Genomic DNA, 19,355 nt, shown 5'->3' on the forward strand with positions numbered 1-19,355 from the left:
AAATTAGGCAACACAGATAAAGCCGCAAGATAACGGAAAATCACTCATCTTTGAAAGTAAAGTATAAGGTTCTTCATGTTTCTAATAGGCCCTTCACACCTCCAATAGGTCATTCATGCCTTTAATAATTTTTATCCCTTCTGGGGTAATATCAAATAGGGAATACTTGATCGGGACAGCCTTGTCCCGCATTTTCTCAATGTAAAGATATTTCTTTGTCTTTCCGTAGTTGAAATTCTCCTGTGAAGTAAGCCTGATTAACCCGAAAACCATGTAGCCAGTAAGCCTGTGGGTGAGATTATAGGAATCCTCATCCATAACAAAAAGACTTGTGCACCCGTTTTTTAGAAGTATAATGCTTATCGAACTGAATTCATCGGCAAATTCTCTTATGTCATGGTTTATGGCCATTACCCCTATGTTGTCGATAACCATGACATCAACTTCCGAAGACATGGAACTTAAATACTCGATTATATCAATATCCACAGCACATAGCCCTTTACCAAATTTCGAAGCGCTTTTGATTTTGTTCATTTTATCTTCAAAGATATTCTTGATACTGAGGTGTTTACTTTCAACGAAAGGCTTGAGGTCAAGGTTAATGCTTAGGGATTGGCTGAGGATATCTTCCGTAAGCTCTCTTGTAAGAATTAGTATGCACTTCTTGCCTTCATTGCAGCTTCTGTGCAGGAAATGAATTCCAAGAATTGTTTTTCCGGCGCCTGGAGGACCCGTAACCAGAATGCTTTTTCCTTTAGGAAAACCTCCGTCCATTAGCGTATCCAACCCTTCAATCCCTGTAGATAAACTTTCCATACTATCACATCTTAAACTCAGGTATATTTCTTAGTTATTTTAAGGTGTTTTAAGTAATATACTCTTCCTTTAAAAAGTTCATAAGTTGGTTTGGATCCTCAAAGGAAAAAGCAATGCTGGAGATAACATAACAAATTATGTGAATGCAAATTCCAATGTAATCAAAAGTTATGCTAAAAAGCAGAAAAAACGAAAAGAAAAAAATCATATTACCAAATGAAAATAATCGATTTCAAGAAATCATTATAACCATAGTGAGGGCGCGAACATACCCATTGCTTGCAGCGGGGTGCACCAGAGCAACTTTGATTCATTTTTAATCAATAAGAGTTTATCAATAAGAGTTTATCAATAAGAGTTTATCAATAAGAGTTTATCAGTAAGAGTTTATCAGTAAGAGCTTATCAATAAGAGTTTATCAGTAAGAGTTTATCAATAAGAATTTCAGAGCTATTTTTCACGATCCAAAACCTGATTATTTTGAATCTGAGGTTTGTGGAAGTGAAATTAACTGTTTACTATTACAATTGCATCGCAACTAAAAAAACAAGGATTTTTCCTTCCCGAGAAAAATTCAGGCAAGATGAAGCTCAGGGAGAATAAATCCTTGTATTTCTAATTTTCTGCTTATTTTTATTTATTCATTCTATTGCATGTTAATAGCGTCACAGGACTTTAATTAGCAAATTCAATTTTTAATAATATTTTTCATGAAGTCGGATTTCAGAAGGGTTATTTCTTATTTCCAGGCTTCAGCTCAATTGTCTTTTTAGAATCTCCTATATATATGGTGTACTTGCCTGCCGGCATCCCGGAAGTGTGGTAATTGAATTCGAATTTCCCTTTTGAATTAGCTTTCAGGGTCTGAGATGCCTCAACTTTAAGGTTTACAGAGTCTACACTCGGGGCAGCATCGCCATCAATAAGAACTTTGTAAGTAAAGGGCGGAATATGTCTCTTAGAAATAACTGCAATTCCTTCGGGTGATGCATCAGAAGACCGCTCGATCCAGAATAGTTTTTTTAAGTGTATGTTCAGGTTCTTTACTTCCTCGGTCGTGACCGTAAAGCGGGCATTTTTACCTTTAGGGATCTTTATCTTATCAAGCGAATACTGGTATCTGCCATCGGTAACAGAGAGTTCCTTTACAAAAGAAACTTGAGCTCCAAGTTCCTCTCCCGGAGAAGCCGTACCTTTTATTTTCAGAGTATCTCCCACAGTAGGATTGGAGGGAGAAATCTGCCAGTCAGTCTTAGCTGCTGACGGAGAAATAAATAAACCAAGCAAAAGAAACACAGACAGAAACCCGAAAACAAGTTTTGTTCTTTTTAATTTCACGAGCTTTATGTTGTTTATATAACTATTACTTTTCACAAGAAACTCCTCTTTTTAAGATTAACAGATATTAATAAAAACACAAAACATTTTTAAATTATTTTTATTTGATTTTAATATTAAACCCTGGCAAAAAAAATTTTAACTAAATATAAATTTTAGATAATACGTTTTTTAAGATCTAACGTTTGTTTATTGTTAATAAGGATTTTGTCTTATAGCAAAATTATGAGAAATTAAATGCAAATTGTGTATTTTTAGCCTAAAATGTGAAGATATGAAGTCTTTATAGATATAGATATAAATAAATTGATCACGTCATTTAATATATTAAAAAACTAGACTATTTGAGCAAACAAACGTTGATAGTAAAAGTAAGTCCATAAATACTAAAAATATGGACTCTGGTCCAAAATCCAGTGATTTTTGCATTTTTTGATTGAAAATCTGAATTAGCAAGAAAAATTCGGTTTTCACTAAAATCAATATTCGGTATCTAAAGACGTCAATCCCTAAGTTGTATTACAAGGATTGTGACCAATTACAAAATCTAGTGATTTTGAATTTTACATTCATCACTAGATTTTGGTACTGAGTCAAATATGTGTAAAATAATAATTTTTGTCAACTTTAACAAAATATCAGTCAAATAAATTTTTAAAAAGCCTCAATTAACATACCTTTCCTTAAACTCTAAAATCTGCTTGCTGCTTCCCACAACTGCAATGATGTCTCCTGCCCTTATTGTTGTCTGCTTTTTGATAGCCGTTATGACGAGTTTTCCTCGCTCGATGCCTATTATAGTACAACCGATCTGTCCTTCCAGGTTAAGTTCCTCTATTGACTTGCTGTCAAGAAGAGAACCTTTATCAATGTGGCATTTCTCGATTTCTATGCCTTCGTAAAGCATTATGTCTTCATCGATTCTACAGCTTTTTCCCATGCAGTTTGCAGTCATTTTGGCAAGCATCTGCCCGGCTACTATAGAAAGAGAACCTACATAGTCGGCTCCTGCTTTGTAGATCTTTTCAATCGATTTTACGGAATTTGCCCTTGCTACAATGGTAATTTCCGGATTCAGGTTCCTGGAAATGAGAGTTGCGAAAATAACATTGGTATCGTCATTAAGAGCCACAAACTCAAAGGAAGCTGTCTTTACTCCAGCTGCCAGCAGTATGTCTTCATCTGCCCCGTTCCCAACAAGATGTTCGAAGTCTACGTTTTCAAAAACCTTATCATTAGAGTCCACAACTACAAAGCGAAACGGACTTCCATAAAGTATATCTACTATGCTCTTTCCGACATCCCCATATCCCAGTACGATAAGGTGCCCTTTTGGCTCCATTTCTGCTCCCATGTCCTGTAAATTTTATTCGCCAAATTCAGTTTAGAGTTGTTAGCTTAGAGTTTTTATCCTTAAAGCTCGCCTTTTTACCCGCTAATGCAAATAAATTTGGCGGGCATATTATATTATTACAACTGTTTCGTATTTCTTTCAGTTTTGAATCTCAGATTTATGTGTCAATCTCTCACATTTGTGAATCTCAGATTTATGTGTAAATCTCTCCCAGTTTTGAATATTATATCAGTGTGTAAGTTTCTTCAGTTTTGAATATTATGTCAGTGTGTAAGTTTCTTCAGTTTTGAACCTCATATTAATGTGTAAGTTTCTTCAGTTTTGAAAGTTCTCCACGAGTCCCTACCGCCAATAAAACGGTATTCTCCCGGACAATATCTTCTTCCTTGGGATCAAAAGATAGAGTCCCACTATTCCAGATTCCTACAATCTTTGCACCTGTGAGCTGCTGGTTGGAGATTTCCTTAAGTGACTTACCTATAAGAGGACTTTTCAGGTAAACGGGAAACTCAACAATATGGACTCCCTCAAAAACCTCAGTCGCCCCCGTAACCCGGCTTCCGAGCCTGTCCATTGCCTTCCTGCCAATAAACTCCCCGAACATCGATTTAGGAGAAACTACTGTATCGGCTCCTGCATATTTGAGATATCTTGAGTTAGATTGGTCCTCTACAATAGCAATAATGTTGACATACTGAAATTCCCTGGCAGTCAAAACGATATTCGCATTTTTTTCGTCCGACTTATTTGCAATAAGGAGTTTGGCTTTCTCTATGCCAGCGTTCAGAAGGGTTTGCTTATCAGTCGGAGACCCAAAAATGCAGGGAATATTTTTATAAACAAGTTCCCTGATGAGGTCTTCTTCTTCTTCGACTATTACAAAAAGCATATCCTCCTCGGTCAATTCATCTATCAGGGTTTCAACCAGTTGATTGTATCCGCAGATAATTATGTGATCTTTCATGCCTGAAGAGACCATTCTTGGCATCCTGAACTTGATAACTCTGTCCATCCAGGGAGCAACAACATAGGTTATAAGAAAACCCGAAATCAAGATTATGCCCATAATCTGCACGATTATAGCAAAAAGTCTTCCTGGCAGGGAAGTGAAGACTACGTCGCCATACCCAACGGTTGCAATAGTTGTTGTGGCCCAGTAGATAGCAGTAATAAGGTTTGCATTTTCGGGCTGGTTCTCAAAAATCATGAGATACTCAAAAGTAAAAACATAGATAACAAACAGGAACACAGCCGCTATTTTGTACGCGATATAGGGATGCCTGTGCAGTATCTTCCGAAACCCTGATAACCTGAAATTCTTGCGCCCGGAAATAACCATCTTTGAATCCCCGCCTGAATTTTTCATATAAGGTTAAGCTGAAGCGTCCTGTAGCTGTTTTACTTGTAAACGTCTCGTGGTTTTTACTGGTAAATGCCGTAACTATCTACTGAAAAACATCTTATAGCCGACTGGTAAGCACCTTATAACCATTGCTAATAAATGGCTTGTGATGCTTGTAGATATTACTGATATTTCTATATATCTCCAGTTTAACAAAAATTTGATGCAAATAATATTTTGGGATTAAAACTGGAAAAGGGTTTTGAGAGCAAAAAGAAAAAAGTAATTGAATGATATTGCATGAATAAGAAACAGGGAAAGAAAGTAAAACCCAAGCCTTATAACTTCCTTGAAGGCCAGGGTTCATCTGAGATTTCGATGTCAATCACATCCACTGTCCTATATAGGGCCCAAATATCATAAATATAAACGAGAACAGGATCAACATCGAAAAGCTCGCTGTGATAGAGTTTGAGATCTTTTCTGAGATTGAATCGTTCCTTGTGAACCGGTATACAAAGGAATAGATGGAATCCTTAAACACGTGTCCTCCGTCCAAGGGTACGGCAGGCAGACAGTTGAACAGTCCTACATAAAAGTTCAGCCAGCCAACCCAGAGCAGAGTATTTGCAATCCAGAAAATCCCTATTCCCAGAGGTTCTGCCCAGCCCACAGGATGGAAAAACTGCATGAAAGTACCTGAAAAACCTCGGAATCCTTCACCTGCAAATCCATAGATGGGAAGTCCAAAGAGAATGATCCAGCCTGCAGGTATGGTTAGCAAGGACGGTATTTGATTCAGGGCTTCAAGATACACCTTTGATTGGGGTATCAACACGGAAATTCCGAGCATAGGGAGTTCCATAACTGCATTATTCCCGTAAATAACTCCTAGGAAACCGTAATCATTTTCCGAATTAGATGATAGTTGCACATCGAAAACGACAGTGCCTTTTTCAGTGAGGTCGCCTGTGTAGTTTTCAGAGGGAAGAAGTTCTACTTCTACGGTCTGGTTTACCCTTGTGGTTTTCATAAAATTTACGAAACTTGAAACATTTTGCATTTCTGTGTTGTTGATCCTGATCATTGTCATTCCGGTTTTGATCCCTGCAGATTCGGCGGGACTTCCTGAAACAATTCCTCCCACGGACACTCCGCCAATGTAGTCTTCGGGGACTGAGGCAACCTGTAAATCATGCGTGGATAATGTACCGTTTTTTGTGGCATAAATATGAACCGTCTCTCCGGGACTGATTTTTTCGAGGTATGTTTGTAGCTCTTCGGCTGTAGTGATATTGGTATCATCAATCTGTGTTATTATCATGCCGTTCTCAAGCCCTGCATGGGCAGCCGGAGAACTTTCGTTTACACTCATGATCATTGCATCACTTAAAGGCGCGATTGCCCCGAGTACGGGCCCGAAGAAAAGCAGGAAAGCGATAAAAGCCACGGTAAAATTGGCCATAACACCTGCTGCAAGAATCCGGGACCTCTGAGTTCTTGTTGCGCCTATAACAGGTTCGGGCTTCGGCTCCTCAGGCTTTGTGATCTCAGTTTCTTGCCTTGTTTTTTCTTCTTTTTCCCATTTCTCGATTTCTTCGATTGTGGCTGTCAGTGGAAGTTCTCTTGTTGTTTTCTCTTTAGTCCCGAAAAGCTGTTCATCGTCAGGCTCCGCAAAGCCTCCTATAGGAACCAGAGCATACAGGATTCCCATCGATTTAACCCGGATGCCTTCAACTCTGCAAAGAATCGCATGCGAAAACTCGTGCACGACAAGCGTGACTATAAGGGCAATAGCTCCCCAGGTAAAAGGAATGAACTCATTTAATCCCGGAATGAGAAAGATATTTCTCGGAGAGTTATATTTTCCCGGTTCAGGCATGTTTCCGCTAAGGAAAGAAGTATACATCCCAAGATCCGAGATAGCTATGACTATAAACATTGCAATCATGCCTGCAAACATCAGCAAGATTCCAAGGTTTGCAAAGTTTCTCCAGTAAGATTTCGGACGGGCGAGTACATCGAGCAGCTTGAGGCCCTTAGTTGTCCTAATCATAAGGATGGGAAGTGGCCCAAAGGTGCTTATGTTATACTTCTCCAGAATACCTTTCCTGTCAAGAACGGAAACTGCGAACCAGTACAGTAAAAAAATACTCAGTGCAATGCTTGTGCCATTCAAGGGAATTCTCCGAGTTATTGAACTGAACAAATTATAATTAAGCTTAACCGTTCATGAATTAAACGTAAAGTTCGCGAATTAAGCCAAATCAGTTGTTAATTAAATTTAATCAGCTATGAAGTAAGTTAAATTGGTATGTAATCTAGTATAAATTTTAATATTTATTTTAGTATATGGTTTAGTATATATTTTAGTATAAATTTTAGTACATATTTTAATATGAAATTTATATTAAAATTTGGCATGAAATTTAATATAAAACTAATATAAATCATAATATATATTTTGATATGCTTTTTAATATAAAATTTATAGTAATTTTAATATAAACTTTATTTTAAAGCTAATATAAATTTTAATATATATTTTGATATGTTTTTTAATATAAAACTTATATTAAATTTTAATATAAACTTTAATATAAATCTGATATAATTTTTAATATCCATTTTGGTATAAATTTTGAATTAAACTGTATATAAGAATTAAACTGTATATACAAAACTGTTGAGAAAAATATATTTATAAATTTTTTTATTGTTGCTATGTATATATAAACGTTAACATCGTTATTATATAACTCTGCGTATAATGTTCTGCGCCAATTAATTCATTGTGTTAAGTTCTACTGCTCAATATGATATAAAAATATTATATTATGCCTTACTATTTTGAATCAATATATATTCCGTTCCTTTTCAAAAATACTCTTATCTGGAAAAGGATACATAGCAATACATACTAATTATATAAAAATATATATGAAAGTTTATATAATAGCCAATGCCGAGACATTTTATAGCCAATGCCCGGGAGTTCGAATGCCAGGTAGATAGACACTATTTACAGATGGAATAATGTGCTTTAAATTAAATATCTTGTTCACTAAATCAGGTTTCTGTGGAGATCAGGTTTCTGTGGAGATCAGGTTTCCGTGAGGTGTCTGCTTATGCTTGGAATTGTGTATATTACCGCAGGAAACATGAAGAATGCGTCACAGATTGCAAGAGAACTGGTTTCAAAGAGGCTTGCAGCCTGTGTGAATATGTTTCCGGTATCTTCGGTTTACCGATGGAAGGAAGAGATTGAAGAAGACAATGAGATTGCCATGTTTGTAAAAACTGATTCTTCACGCTTTGAAGAAATCACAAAGCTTGTAAAGTCGCTACATACATACGAGATGCCTGCAATAGAATTCTGGGGAATTGAAGGAGAAAAGGAGTATCTTGACTGGGTTCATGTTAACAGTTCAGGCGAAGAAACCAAAAAATAAGGCAAGACTTAAAGTTTGAAGGCTGAAGGCCTGAAATCGAAAAACCTAGTTAATAACGGCAATAACTCCCGAATTTAAATTTTTACAGAACTGGTTTACTTATAGAATTAGTTTAATTTTCAAGAGATTCTACTTACAGGATTTTGCAGAATAGTTTGTTTACAGGATTAGGTTTATATGTTAGTTCTATCGTTACCTTATTGGATTCCGTAAATGCGGGAGTAACCAAGCGGTCAACGGTGGCAGACTCAAGATCTGTTCGTGCAGACGTTCAGGGGTTCGAATCCCTTCTCCCGCACTAAAATTATTAAGTTTTTCCTATCTTTTTTAGATTATTGTTTTCGCTCAAATTCTCTAATTCTATCTAATTCTATTACATTTCTTTTAAGTTGCGGCAAGCAACTCAGTCAAGGTACTGTATTCAAAGTACAATATAGAGGACTAAATAATATCAAAGGTAAACAAACCAACATGCAAGAGTTGCCCAGCCAGGTCAAACGCGCCAGGTTCAGAGCCTGGTCTCGTAGGAGTTCGTGCGTTCGAATCACACCTCTCGCACTAAATTTTTAATTAACTCTTATTTTCACTTAAATTATCTAATTCTATTTCATACGTCTTTGAGTAAGTGGGTTCTGGTGCAAAAATACTATTTCCGCAGTTTGATACTATAATTTCTACCTTTAGGTACCATTTTCCCAGGTGATGATATTTGATTAACTTTCCTAATTGCGAAGGATTACACTGATTTTTCAAGGAAGCCAGATTTTTTGCAACGGAACCTATCTCTTTGGGTAAAAGTAAAGAGACTCGTACGCTTACATTTTCAGTAAGTGACACCACGACCGAGAAGTAAAACAAAAAAATAAGATGAAGATATTGAATCTTCATCTTATTTTTTTGTTTATTTTCTTATTACTTTCCTTACTTTCTTTTATGCAAAAATACAGCAAGCAAGCTAACCACACCGTAAATAGTTTCAAATCCAGGTGTTTTCATACTTCCATTCCTAGAAGTTTTTGGGCTTTGCGTCTGCTCTACAGTTTTTTCTCCTATAAAATTTCCCAAGGCCTGAGGAGAGCCTCCTACAGGCACTGTGGCTGTAACAGAGTCGGTTGAGGTGTCAATTACAGATACAGTGTTGCTGACAGAGTTCACCACATATACTTTTGTCCCTGCAGGATTGACTGCAACTCCGTAAGGATAGCTTCCTACAGGCACAGTGGCTGTAACAGAATTGGTTGAGGTGTCGATTACAGAGACAGTATTGTTGCCATCATTTGACACATATTCCTTTGACACATATACCTTTCTTCCATCTGGAGTGATCGCAATTCCGTAAAGATAGCTTCCTACATTTACAGTAGCTGTAACTTTATTGGTTGCAGTGTCAATTACAGAAACAGTGCCGTTTCCAGTAGCCATGTCATTGCTCTCCACATATACCTTTGTTCCCATCCGGTTGACTACAACTCCATAAGGAGAGCTACTTACATTCACAGTAGCTGAAACAGTATTGCTTGCTGCGTCAATTACAGAAACATTGTTGCTGTTTATATTTGTCACATATACTTTTGTTCCTGCCGAGTTGACTGCAACTCCGAAGGGAGAGCTTCCTGCAGGCACAGTGGCTGTAACAGTGTTTGTAGCTGTATCAATTACAGATACGCTGTCACTGCCAGAGTTCGTTACATATACCTTTGTTCCTGCCGAGTTGACTGCAACTCCATAAGGAGAGCTCCCTACAGGCACAGTAGCTGAAACAGTGTTTGTAGCTGTATCAATTACAGATACGCTATCACTGCCAGAGTTTGTTACATATGCCTTTGTTCCCGCAGAATTGACTGCGACCCCCCAAGGTGAGGGACCGACATCCACCGTGGCTATAACAGTGTTTGTAGTTGTGTCAATTACGGAGACATTGTTGTCCCAAGAGTTCGTAATATACGCATATGGTCCCATGGATGAAGAATTCTTAACATCTATTTCGTTTGTCTTTGAATCTGTACCGTTCGCATTGCTTACTGTCAAGTTAACTTTATAGGTTCCTGCTTTGGAGTAAACATGCGTTGGATTCTGATGTGTTGAATTAGCTCCATCTCCAAAATTCCATTCCCATACAGTAGGTGTACCTTTGGTTTTGTCAGTAAAGGTGACATTCAGAGGCGCCTTTCCAAAGAGAGGGGATACAGAGAAAGCAGCAACTGGAGGAAGTTTGACAGGGAAATGGCAGATGAAATCATTTTCAGAGGAAGCATCAAATGGGAGTTTTGAACTAAGATTATACATGTAGAGATAGGGGATTCCATTGCGATAATTCATCCAGGCTATCCTATCATCATAGATGGCAGGACTATCTGCTGATACACTGAAAACGAGTGGAGTTTCGATGGAAGTAGAAAGGTTGTACATGTAGAGACAGGAGGGACCACGAGAATCAATCCATACTATCCGGTCTCCGTAAATAACAGGGGGGTTTGCGGATCCGCTGTTGGTTATTTGAGTTTTATTGGAGGTGGAAATATTGTACATATATATATCGAAGCTTCCATTGTAAATATCCCAGTGCTCCCACACTATTATGTCTCCGTATATAGCAGGGTTAATTTCAGATCCATCTGTGGTGATTTTAGTTTCCATATGAGTGGAGATATTGTACATATAGAGGTTGAGATCTAAGTTTCCATTGCGATTATCCACCCAAACTATCCTGTCACCAGAGATAGCAGGATTCCCTTGAGTTGAGTTACTAGTGGTTATCTGGGTTTCAGTGGAAGTGAAGATATTATACATATAGACATTGGAGCCATTTCCATTACGACTATCTGCCCACACTATCCTATCACCAGAGATTGAAGGGTTACCTTTAGTTGAGTTATTGGTAGTTATCTGGGTTTTAGCGGAAGTGGAGATATTATACATGTAGATATCGGAGTTTCCATTGCGATTATCCGCCCACACTATCCTATCACCATAGATTACAGGATTGGTTGCTGATCTGTGGTTAGTGACCTGAGTTTCGTTGTGAGTGGAGAGATCGTACATGTAGATATCGGAGTTTCCATTGCGATTATCTGTCCACACTATCCTATCACCATAGATAGCAGCAATCGATCCTGTGGTAATATCTACTGATTCTTCATTGGCAGAATTCTCCTCTGATACTTCGGTAATAGAATTCTCCTTTGATGCTATAGTATTATCCACTAATCGGTTGGTGATCATCGAAGTTTCAGTTATTGTGGGCGAAGCGCTTTGTGCAGAAGCCATCGATGCTGCAGATGAAATGAGAATTAAAAATAAAGGAAGTGCTATTAAAGCTAAAACAACTTGGTCTGATCTTTCCTTCTTTCTCATTATATTTTCAGCCTTTACTTTATATCATTTACAAAAGATATAAGATTAATACTAAAATTTATACACAATTCTTAAAGTTTTTGTTTTTAATCTAAAATTTATAAGAATAGTAGGATTTTTTATGGATAATATAATCCTATTTGCCTTATTTTTTACTAAACTCCCAATTGACCAATAGGAATCTAGACTTGTCATAACTTGTTTTACCCATCAGTCATTCTTCTGTAGTTAAAAAATGTTAATAGTTCTAATTAATACTATTTATCAAAATATACATACGATTAAAGTGAATGGTGTTTAATTCAAGTCTTACTGAGCACGTAGTAGCAAAAAAACCATAAAGTAAGTCAGTTCATTCTAAGACCACAAGATAAGTTTTCTTTTGTTGGAAGAATAATTTCCTCGTCTTAATATCTATTGTAGGGGTTCTTATGAGACAACTCTAACTTATTGTAAAAATACTGTTCTAACTAATAGTAAAAATACTATTTAGAAGATCTTACTGAAAAAATCAGCACGTAAGCAGGAAATTTTTTACCAAGGTTAAAAAGCTAATTCAAAACATTTATTTTTACTAACTGTTATAATATAAACTGTATAATATCATTCAAAAGAAAAATCGTGATTTAAGATAGTGAAACTTACCCCCCTTAATGTGAAAATTCGTAAAAAGAGCAAAAGTTAAAAATAAACGAGAATAACTGAGTACACGGCAAGAAATCACAAAACCACTAGCTGAGAAAGCATAGGATAGACAGTGTATCGACAGTGTATCCCTGAAAAATATGAGAATCATTTCCATGTGCTTGCTCTTTCCATGCATTCCAACCTCATGATTTAGAGGAATAACAATGATCACAGGTGAACTGAAAAACAAAATAGACCGCATATGGGACACTTTCTGGTCCGGCGGCATAGCAAACCCCCTTGAGGTTATCGAACAAATTACCTACCTGCTATTTTTACGGAGGCTGGACGACCTCCAGACGCTTGAAGAAAACAAATCAGTCCGCCTTAAACGCCCTATGGAACGCCGTATTTTTCCTGAAGGCCAGGACGATAAGGGCCGATCTTACGAAGACCTGCGCTGGTCCCATTTCAAAAACTTTACTCCGGCAGAGATGTTTACAATAGTCAGCGAACACGTCTTCCCCTTCCTGCGAAACCTGGGCGGAGACGACTCAACCTATGCCAAACACATGGAAGGCGCCCGCTTCACCATTCCCACGCCTGCCCTGCTTTCAAGAGTGGTGGACCTTCTTGACGACGTGCCGATGGAAGACCGTGATACCAAAGGCGACCTATACGAGTATATGCTCGGCAAGATCGCATCTGCTGGCCAGAACGGACAGTTCAGGACCCCGCGCCATATTATCCGCCTGATGGTTGAGCTTACTTCGCCGCAGCCGACAGACATCATATGCGACCCCGCGTGCGGGACAGCCGGATTTCTGGTATGCGCTGGCGAACACCTGCGGGAACACTACCCGAATATCTTGCACGACGAAAAGCTGAAACAGCACTTCCACCAGGATATGTTCCATGGATTCGATTTCGATAACACCATGCTCCGCATAGGCAGCATGAATATGCTCCTGCACGGCGTGGAAAACCCGGACATCCGCTACCGCGACTCTCTTGCCCAGGACTATTCCAGCGACGAAGAAGCTTATACTCTTGTCCTTGCAAATCCTCCTTTTGCCGGCTCGCTGGACTATGAGAGCACTTCTAAGGAACTCCTGAAGGTCGTCAAGACCAAAAAGACCGAACTGCTTTTCGTTGCCCTTTTTATGCGCCTTTTGAAGCCAGGCGGGCGGGCGGCTGTTATCGTTCCTGACGGCGTGCTTTTCGGCTCAAGCAAAGCCCATAAGGAGCTTCGCCGCATGCTTGTCGAGGAGCAGAAGCTTGACGCGGTTGTTTCACTTCCGGGCGGCGTTTTCAAGCCATATGCCGGTGTTTCTACTGCTATCCTCCTTTTCACGAAAACAAATTCAGGAGGCACAGACCATGTCTGGTTCTACGATATGCAGGCCGACGGCTGGAGCCTTGACGATAAACGGAGCCCGCTTTTGAGCGAGGACAAACTGGGCCCTGTTCCTTCAACCGGGCTTAACGAGGACGAGCACGCCAAAAATAACCTTCCTGACGTCTTTGCCCGCTGGCAGGAGCGCAATAAGAGTGAACTTAAACGCGCCAGGACCGAGCAGAGTTTCTGCGTGCCAAAAGCCGACATTGAAGCCCAGGGGTACGACCTTTCCCTCAACCGCTACAAGGAAGTTGTGTATGAAGAAGTGGAATACAGAGCCCCGAAAGAGATACTCGAAAGCCTCGCAAAGCTGGAAGTTGAGATTCAGCAGAGGATGAAAGAACTGGAAGGGATGTTAGGATGAGTGCCACCCTTCATATGGAAAAGCTTTGCAATGTTGCTGAACTGAACCCAAAATTCAAGGAAAAACTGAAAAGCGACTCAAGTGTTTCTTTTGTGCCAATGGCAGCAGTTCTAGCCGAGATGAGCACAGTAACCGGCGAAGAAAAACAATATTGTGAAGTAAGTAAGGGCTACACATCCTTTGTTGATGGCGATGTGCTGGTTGCAAAAATCACTCCCTGTTTCGAGAACGGAAAAATTACTCAGGCGAAACTAAAAAATAGAGTGGGATTCGGTTCAACAGAGTTTCACGTAGTTCGTCCTGTTGAAGGAAAATTAGATGCACGTTATTTACTTCACTTCTTAAGACAGGAACGTATCCGACTAGAGGGTGAAAGAAAGATGACTGGCAGTGCAGGACAACGCCGTGTACCTGCGAATTTTCTTGGTAGTTTGGAAATCCCTCTTCTCCCCTTACCAGAGCAAAAGAGAATTGCAGATATTCTGGATCGTGCGGAGGCTCTTCGAGCTAAACGTCGAGTAACTCTCGACCAGCTTGATGAACTTGTTCAATCTATTTTTATTGAGATGTTTGGAGATCCTCGCTCTCCAACTAAAAGAAAAAATGAAAAAATTAGAGTGAGAGATGTAATCGACATCATTGTCCCAACTAGAGATAAACCAAAAAGTTTTACAGGAAATATTCCATGGATCACTCTTCCTGATCTTGCAAATTCCATTTACATCGAAGATTCAAAATATAAACTCTCGAAAGAAGAAGCAAGACCTACAAAAACTCGTTTGTTCCCGAAAGAGACTGTCATTCTTAGCTGTGCCGGAAGCTTGGGAAAGGTTGCAATATCTACGAATGAAGTTTATACTAATCAACAATTTTATGGTTTGGTATGTGATAAAAAAAGAATAATTCCTGAATTCTTAGCGTATTATCTTTTACTTCTTGGTGAAGATTATTATCGAGGTATTAGTGGAACCTCAATTCTAGCTTTCTTCAAAAAGGAGTCTGCGCTAAATATCGAGATCATGCTTCCTGAGATCTCCAATCAAATACATTTTTCACAAACCGTTAAACAAATAGAAAAAATTAAGCAATCTCAGCAGCAATCTCTTCTCGAACTCAATAACCTCTTTGATTCACTAGCGCATGAAGCCTTCACTGGAAAACTTTTTTCACATCAATTATTTGAGCAAGAAATAGAGAATGGAGTAAAGATATGACCAATTTTGCCTTTCTCGAAGCCGAATGGCCTTCTTTGTATGAGGCAGCCGAAAAAGCCTCAAATGCGGTTTATCCTGACCCTCGCACTGCCTGTTTTTACGCTCGCAGGGCTCTGGAACTGGCTGTGCAGTGGATATACAAGTACGATTATTCACTGCTCCTGCCGTATCAGGAAAATTTGAGTGCTCTCATTCATGAGCCTACATTCAAAAAAGTTGCGGGAGAGGCAATCTTCAACAAAGCACGGGTCATTATCCAGCTTGGAAACGAGGCTGTGCACAGCAACAGTTCCATTCAGGCATATGATTCAGTGACAGCCGTGAGTGAACTTTTCCACATAACCTACTGGCTGGCACGCACCTATGCCCGAAAAGAAAAGCCTGAGCCCGGGCTGAGCTTCAACCCTGACGACCTGCCGAAAACAACAGTCCCGAAGCAGACAATAGAGCAGCTTCAAAACCTGGAAAACAGCCTCCGGGAAAAAGACGAAAAACTCTCTCTACTTCTGGCCGACAAATCCGCAATGGACGAAGAACTAAAACGCCTGCGTGCCGAGGTTGCAAAGGCAAAAGAAGCTTCAGCCCTACAGCCGGACACACACGACTATTCCGAAGCTGAGACCCGAAAAAGCCTGATTGACCTCCTGCTTAAAGAGGCAGGCTGGGCCCTTGACAAAGCTCAGGACAGGGAATTTGAAGTCTCAGGCATGCCAAACGAAAGCGGGGTCGGTTTTGTAGACTACGTGCTCTGGGGCGACGACGGAAAGCCCCTTGCCCTCGTTGAAGCAAAGCGCACTACCAGAGACCCGCAGGTCGGCCAGCAGCAGGCAAAACTCTACGCCGACTGCCTGGAAAAACAATTCGGGCAAAGGCCTGTGATCTTCTATTCAAACGGGTACGAAAACTGGATCTGGGACGATTCCAGTTATCCTCCGAGGCAGGTGCAGGGTTTCTACAAAAAATCCGAACTCGAACTCCTTATCCAGCGGAGAAGCAGCCGCAGGTCTCTTTCTGGAGCCAGAATTAACTCAAAAATTGCAGACCGCTACTATCAGAGCCGGGCCATCCGCCGCATAGGAGAATCCATTGAACAGGACAACGACAGAAAAGCCCTGGTAGTAATGGCAACAGGCGCTGGCAAGACCCGTACAGTCATTGCACTCTGCGATCTTCTCATGCGCTGCAACTGGGTTAAACGCGTGCTTTTCCTGGCCGACAGGGTAGCTCTGGTCAACCAGGCAGTAAACTCCTTCAAGCGGCACCTCCCTGACTCCGCACCTGTGAACCTTGTAACGGAAAAGGACACCGACGGGAGAGTGTTCGTTTCAACCTACCCGACAATGATGAAGCAGATCGAAGAAATGAACAACGGACAGCGCCGCTTTGGGTCCGGGCATTTCGACCTTGTAATTATCGATGAAGCGCACCGTTCTGTTTTCAAGAAGTACAGGGCGATTTTCGACTACTTTGACTCTTTCCTTGTTGGCCTTACAGCAACGCCCAAAAATGAAATCGAACGAAATACCTACAGCCTCTTTGACCTTGAACCCGGCGTTCCCACAGACGCCTACCAGCTCGAAGAAGCTGTAAAAGACGGTTTCCTTGTCCCTCCAAAAGCAGTTTCAGTTCCCCTGAAGTTCCAGCGCCAGGGGATCAATTATGACGACCTCTCAGACGAGGACAAGGAACAGTGGGAATCTCTTGACTGGGGAGACGAGGAAGGCGAAATTCCTGGCCGTGTAGAAGCCGATGCCGTCAACAAATGGCTGTTTAACAAAGACACCGTAGACAAAGTGCTGGCTCACCTGATGGAACGGGGCCTGAAAGTCGCTGGCGGTGACCGCCTGGGCAAGACAATCCTCTTTGCAAAAAACCAGGCTCACGCTGAGTATATTGCCGAGCGGTTCAATGCCAGTTATCCGCATTTCAAAGGCGAGTTTGCCCGTGTTATAACTTTCAAGACCGAATACGCCCAGAGCCTGATAGACAACTTCTCTATCAAAGAAAAAGCCCCTCACATTGCCATCTCAGTGGACATGCTTGACACAGGGATCGATGTGCCTGAGGTCGTAAATCTTGTTTTCTTCAAACTGGTGCGTTCCAGGACAAAGTTCTGGCAGATGTTAGGACGCGGTACCCGTCTCTGTCCCGACCTTTTCGAACCCGGAACAGACAAACAGTTCTTTTATCTTTTTGATTACTGCCAGAACCTGGAGTTTTTCAGCCAGAACCCGGAAACCACAGACGGTTCACTGGGAGATTCTCTTGGCACGCGCCTGTTCAAGTCACGTCTTGAATTGCTCTCAGTGCTTGACCGAAAACTTGAATCTGACAGCGATTGCGAAGCCGGTGCCGAGACCTCGGAAATATACGGTGAACCGAAAACGGAAGCCGAAGTCCGCTTTTCGGTTGCCGGAATGCTGCACAGCGAAATTGCCTCAATGAACCTGGACAACTTCGTAGTGCGTCCAAGGAGGAGGCTGGTCGAAAAATACTCAAAACCCGAAGCCTGGATAAAATTATCCAGCGAAGACCTCTCCGAGCTTTCCCATGAAATCGCAGTTCTTCCCTCAGAATTACAACCGGAAGCCGAGGAAGCAAAACGTTTTGATCTCCTGGTCCTGAACCTGCAACTGGCTTTACTGCGTGCCGAGCCTGCCTTTGAGCGCCTGACCAATCAGGTAAGAAATATCGCAGGTCTCCTTGAAGAAAAATCAGCCATTCCAATGGTACGTGACCAGATGGCTCTAATTCTTGATGTGCAGACCGATGAATGGTGGGAGAATGTGACAACTCCCATGCTGGAATCTCTTAGACGGCGCCTCCGAAACCTGGTTAAACTCGTAGAAAAACACCACAAAAAGCCGATTTACACTGACTTCAAAGACGAAATTGGCAGCGAAACCGACGTGGAATTACCGGGCTTTGCCGAAGCCGGAGATTTTGAAAAGTTTCGCGCAAAGACCCGTGCCTTCCTCCTGGAACATCAGGACAATAATGTAATCCACAAGCTCCGGATGAATATCCCACTGGCTGCACCCGATCTTGACGAACTGGAACGGATACTCTCTGAAAGCGGGCTGGGAGGGCCGGAAGAAATTGTCCGTGCCAGAGAGGTGTCAAACGGCCTCGGCCTCTTCGTGCGTTCACTCATAGGGCTTGATAGGGAAGCTGCAAAACAGTCGCTGGCCACATTCCTTACAGGTAAGACCCTGACTGCAAACCAGATAGAGTTCATAAACCTGATAATTAATCATCTTACCGAACACGGAGCAATGGACGCTGCATTACTTTACGAGTCGCCATTTACCGACCTTACGCCACAGGGCCCAGATGGGCTTTTCACCTCAACTCAAATTGATGAATTGATAGCTACATTGGAACAGATCACGGCAACAGCATTAGTGCCCCCATGCTCGCAACAAATTACGGCTTGAAAATCTTTTGAGATGCTTTGGATAAGTAAGACTTTCAAACAATGGCAGGGAATTTATTCAATGCCCATTTTGAATGAACGGAAAAGGGTTAAACATAAATCACACAATTAACATTATTTAAAAAAGAGTTTTCGGAGTGAGTCGACCAAATTTTGTAACTAGCCGACTGAGTTTACTGCCGATTCAATTTAGTAGTTGGTTTTTAGTAAATGTTACGTATTAAGCCCGGAAGCAAGAGCTTTTTACAGGCTTCTTAAGGCTTCGCGGTGTCAATCAAATCCAGGATTCTCAGAGCAAGATGTGCGCCGTTTGCTCCATTATCGATCCCTACGCTTCCGACAGGCACTCCTGGGGGCATCTGGGCAATGGAGAGCAGGGCATCGAGTCCGCCAAGTTTCGCGCTTACCGGGACTCCTACTACAGGTCTTTTTGTCCTGGAAGCTACAACCCCGGGAAGGGCTGCGGACAAACCTGCAATCGTAATAAAGACCTTTGCATCAGTGCTTGAGACATAATTTTCAAGTTCTTCAGGGTTCCTGTGAGCAGAGATAACCATTACTTCGTAAGTGTATTTACTCTTTTCAAGCACGGATACCGCACGGTTGGCGATAGGCCTATCGGATTCGGAACCCATAATTACTGAGATATCAACCAT

The 19,355-nt window shown here is 41.0% G+C and carries 12 protein-coding genes and 2 tRNA genes; 7 read left to right on the forward strand and 7 right to left on the reverse strand.

The window, feature by feature from the left end:
• Positions 1 to 93: 93 nt before the first annotated feature.
• From MSVAZ_RS09735 to MSVAZ_RS09755, 5 genes are all read right to left on the reverse strand, one after another.
• Positions 94 to 819, reverse strand: a complete 726-nt coding sequence (locus MSVAZ_RS09735) for an RAD55 family ATPase (RefSeq protein ID WP_048120583.1) — start codon at positions 817 to 819, stop codon at positions 94 to 96.
• Positions 820 to 1,551: 732 nt separating this feature from the next.
• Positions 1,552 to 2,193 carry a hypothetical protein gene (locus MSVAZ_RS09740; protein WP_052727940.1) on the reverse strand — a complete coding sequence of 214 codons (642 nt, stop codon included), beginning with the start codon at positions 2,191 to 2,193 and terminating at the stop codon, positions 1,552 to 1,554.
• A gap of 628 nt (positions 2,194 to 2,821) precedes the next feature.
• Positions 2,822 to 3,511: a potassium channel family protein gene (locus MSVAZ_RS09745; RefSeq protein ID WP_232316046.1), complete on the reverse strand. Its 690-nt coding sequence runs from the start codon at positions 3,509 to 3,511 to the stop codon at positions 2,822 to 2,824.
• Positions 3,512 to 3,809: 298 nt separating this feature from the next.
• Positions 3,810 to 4,850 carry a potassium channel family protein gene (locus MSVAZ_RS09750; RefSeq protein ID WP_048123869.1) on the reverse strand — a complete coding sequence of 347 codons (1,041 nt, stop codon included), beginning with the start codon at positions 4,848 to 4,850 and terminating at the stop codon, positions 3,810 to 3,812.
• Positions 4,851 to 5,238: 388 nt separating this feature from the next.
• Positions 5,239 to 7,032 (reverse strand): site-2 protease family protein, encoded by a 1,794-nt coding sequence (locus MSVAZ_RS09755; RefSeq protein ID WP_048120584.1) that lies wholly within the window; start codon positions 7,030 to 7,032, stop codon positions 5,239 to 5,241.
• A gap of 949 nt (positions 7,033 to 7,981) precedes the next feature.
• Between MSVAZ_RS09755 and cutA the strand changes: the two genes are divergently transcribed.
• From cutA to MSVAZ_RS09770, 3 genes are all read left to right on the forward strand, one after another.
• A complete protein-coding gene (cutA, locus tag MSVAZ_RS09760) occupies positions 7,982 to 8,305 on the forward strand; it encodes a divalent-cation tolerance protein CutA (RefSeq protein ID WP_048120586.1) in 324 nt (107 codons plus the stop codon).
• A gap of 215 nt (positions 8,306 to 8,520) precedes the next feature.
• A tRNA-Leu gene (locus MSVAZ_RS09765) sits at positions 8,521 to 8,603 on the forward strand.
• Positions 8,604 to 8,778: 175 nt separating this feature from the next.
• Positions 8,779 to 8,863: transfer RNA gene (locus MSVAZ_RS09770), tRNA-Leu, on the forward strand.
• 363 nt (positions 8,864 to 9,226) lie between these two features.
• Here MSVAZ_RS09770 and MSVAZ_RS09780 read toward each other — a convergent pair.
• The gene (locus tag MSVAZ_RS09780) at positions 9,227 to 11,509 is read right to left on the reverse strand and encodes a PKD domain-containing protein (protein ID WP_198146732.1); all 2,283 of its coding nucleotides are present in this window, start codon (positions 11,507 to 11,509) and stop codon (positions 9,227 to 9,229) included.
• 10 nt (positions 11,510 to 11,519) lie between these two features.
• Here MSVAZ_RS09780 and MSVAZ_RS20850 point away from each other — a divergent pair, with 10 nt between their 5' ends.
• The 4 genes from MSVAZ_RS20850 (at position 11,520) to MSVAZ_RS09795 (ending at position 18,700) form a co-directional block, all read left to right on the forward strand.
• Positions 11,520 to 11,702, forward strand: a complete 183-nt coding sequence (locus MSVAZ_RS20850; protein ID WP_232316047.1) for a hypothetical protein — start codon at positions 11,520 to 11,522, stop codon at positions 11,700 to 11,702.
• 808 nt (positions 11,703 to 12,510) lie between these two features.
• Positions 12,511 to 14,049 carry a class I SAM-dependent DNA methyltransferase gene (locus tag MSVAZ_RS09785; RefSeq protein WP_048120590.1) on the forward strand — a complete coding sequence of 513 codons (1,539 nt, stop codon included), beginning with the start codon at positions 12,511 to 12,513 and terminating at the stop codon, positions 14,047 to 14,049.
• Positions 14,046 to 15,263 (forward strand): restriction endonuclease subunit S, encoded by a 1,218-nt coding sequence (locus MSVAZ_RS09790; RefSeq protein ID WP_048120592.1) that lies wholly within the window; start codon positions 14,046 to 14,048, stop codon positions 15,261 to 15,263. Before MSVAZ_RS09785 ends, MSVAZ_RS09790 begins: the two co-directional genes overlap by 4 nt.
• The gene (locus MSVAZ_RS09795; protein ID WP_048120594.1) at positions 15,260 to 18,700 is read left to right on the forward strand and encodes a DEAD/DEAH box helicase family protein; all 3,441 of its coding nucleotides are present in this window, start codon (positions 15,260 to 15,262) and stop codon (positions 18,698 to 18,700) included. The genes MSVAZ_RS09790 and MSVAZ_RS09795 overlap by 4 nt, the downstream gene beginning before the upstream one ends.
• Before the next feature lie 253 nt (positions 18,701 to 18,953).
• On the opposite strand, the gene MSVAZ_RS09800 is transcribed toward MSVAZ_RS09795, so the two are convergent.
• Positions 18,954 to 19,355, reverse strand: coding sequence for a 5-(carboxyamino)imidazole ribonucleotide mutase (locus MSVAZ_RS09800; protein ID WP_048120596.1), 402 nt, complete (start codon positions 19,353 to 19,355; stop codon positions 18,954 to 18,956).

This window comes from Methanosarcina vacuolata Z-761 (genome assembly GCF_000969905.1).
Classification (GTDB): domain Archaea; phylum Halobacteriota; class Methanosarcinia; order Methanosarcinales; family Methanosarcinaceae; genus Methanosarcina; species Methanosarcina vacuolata.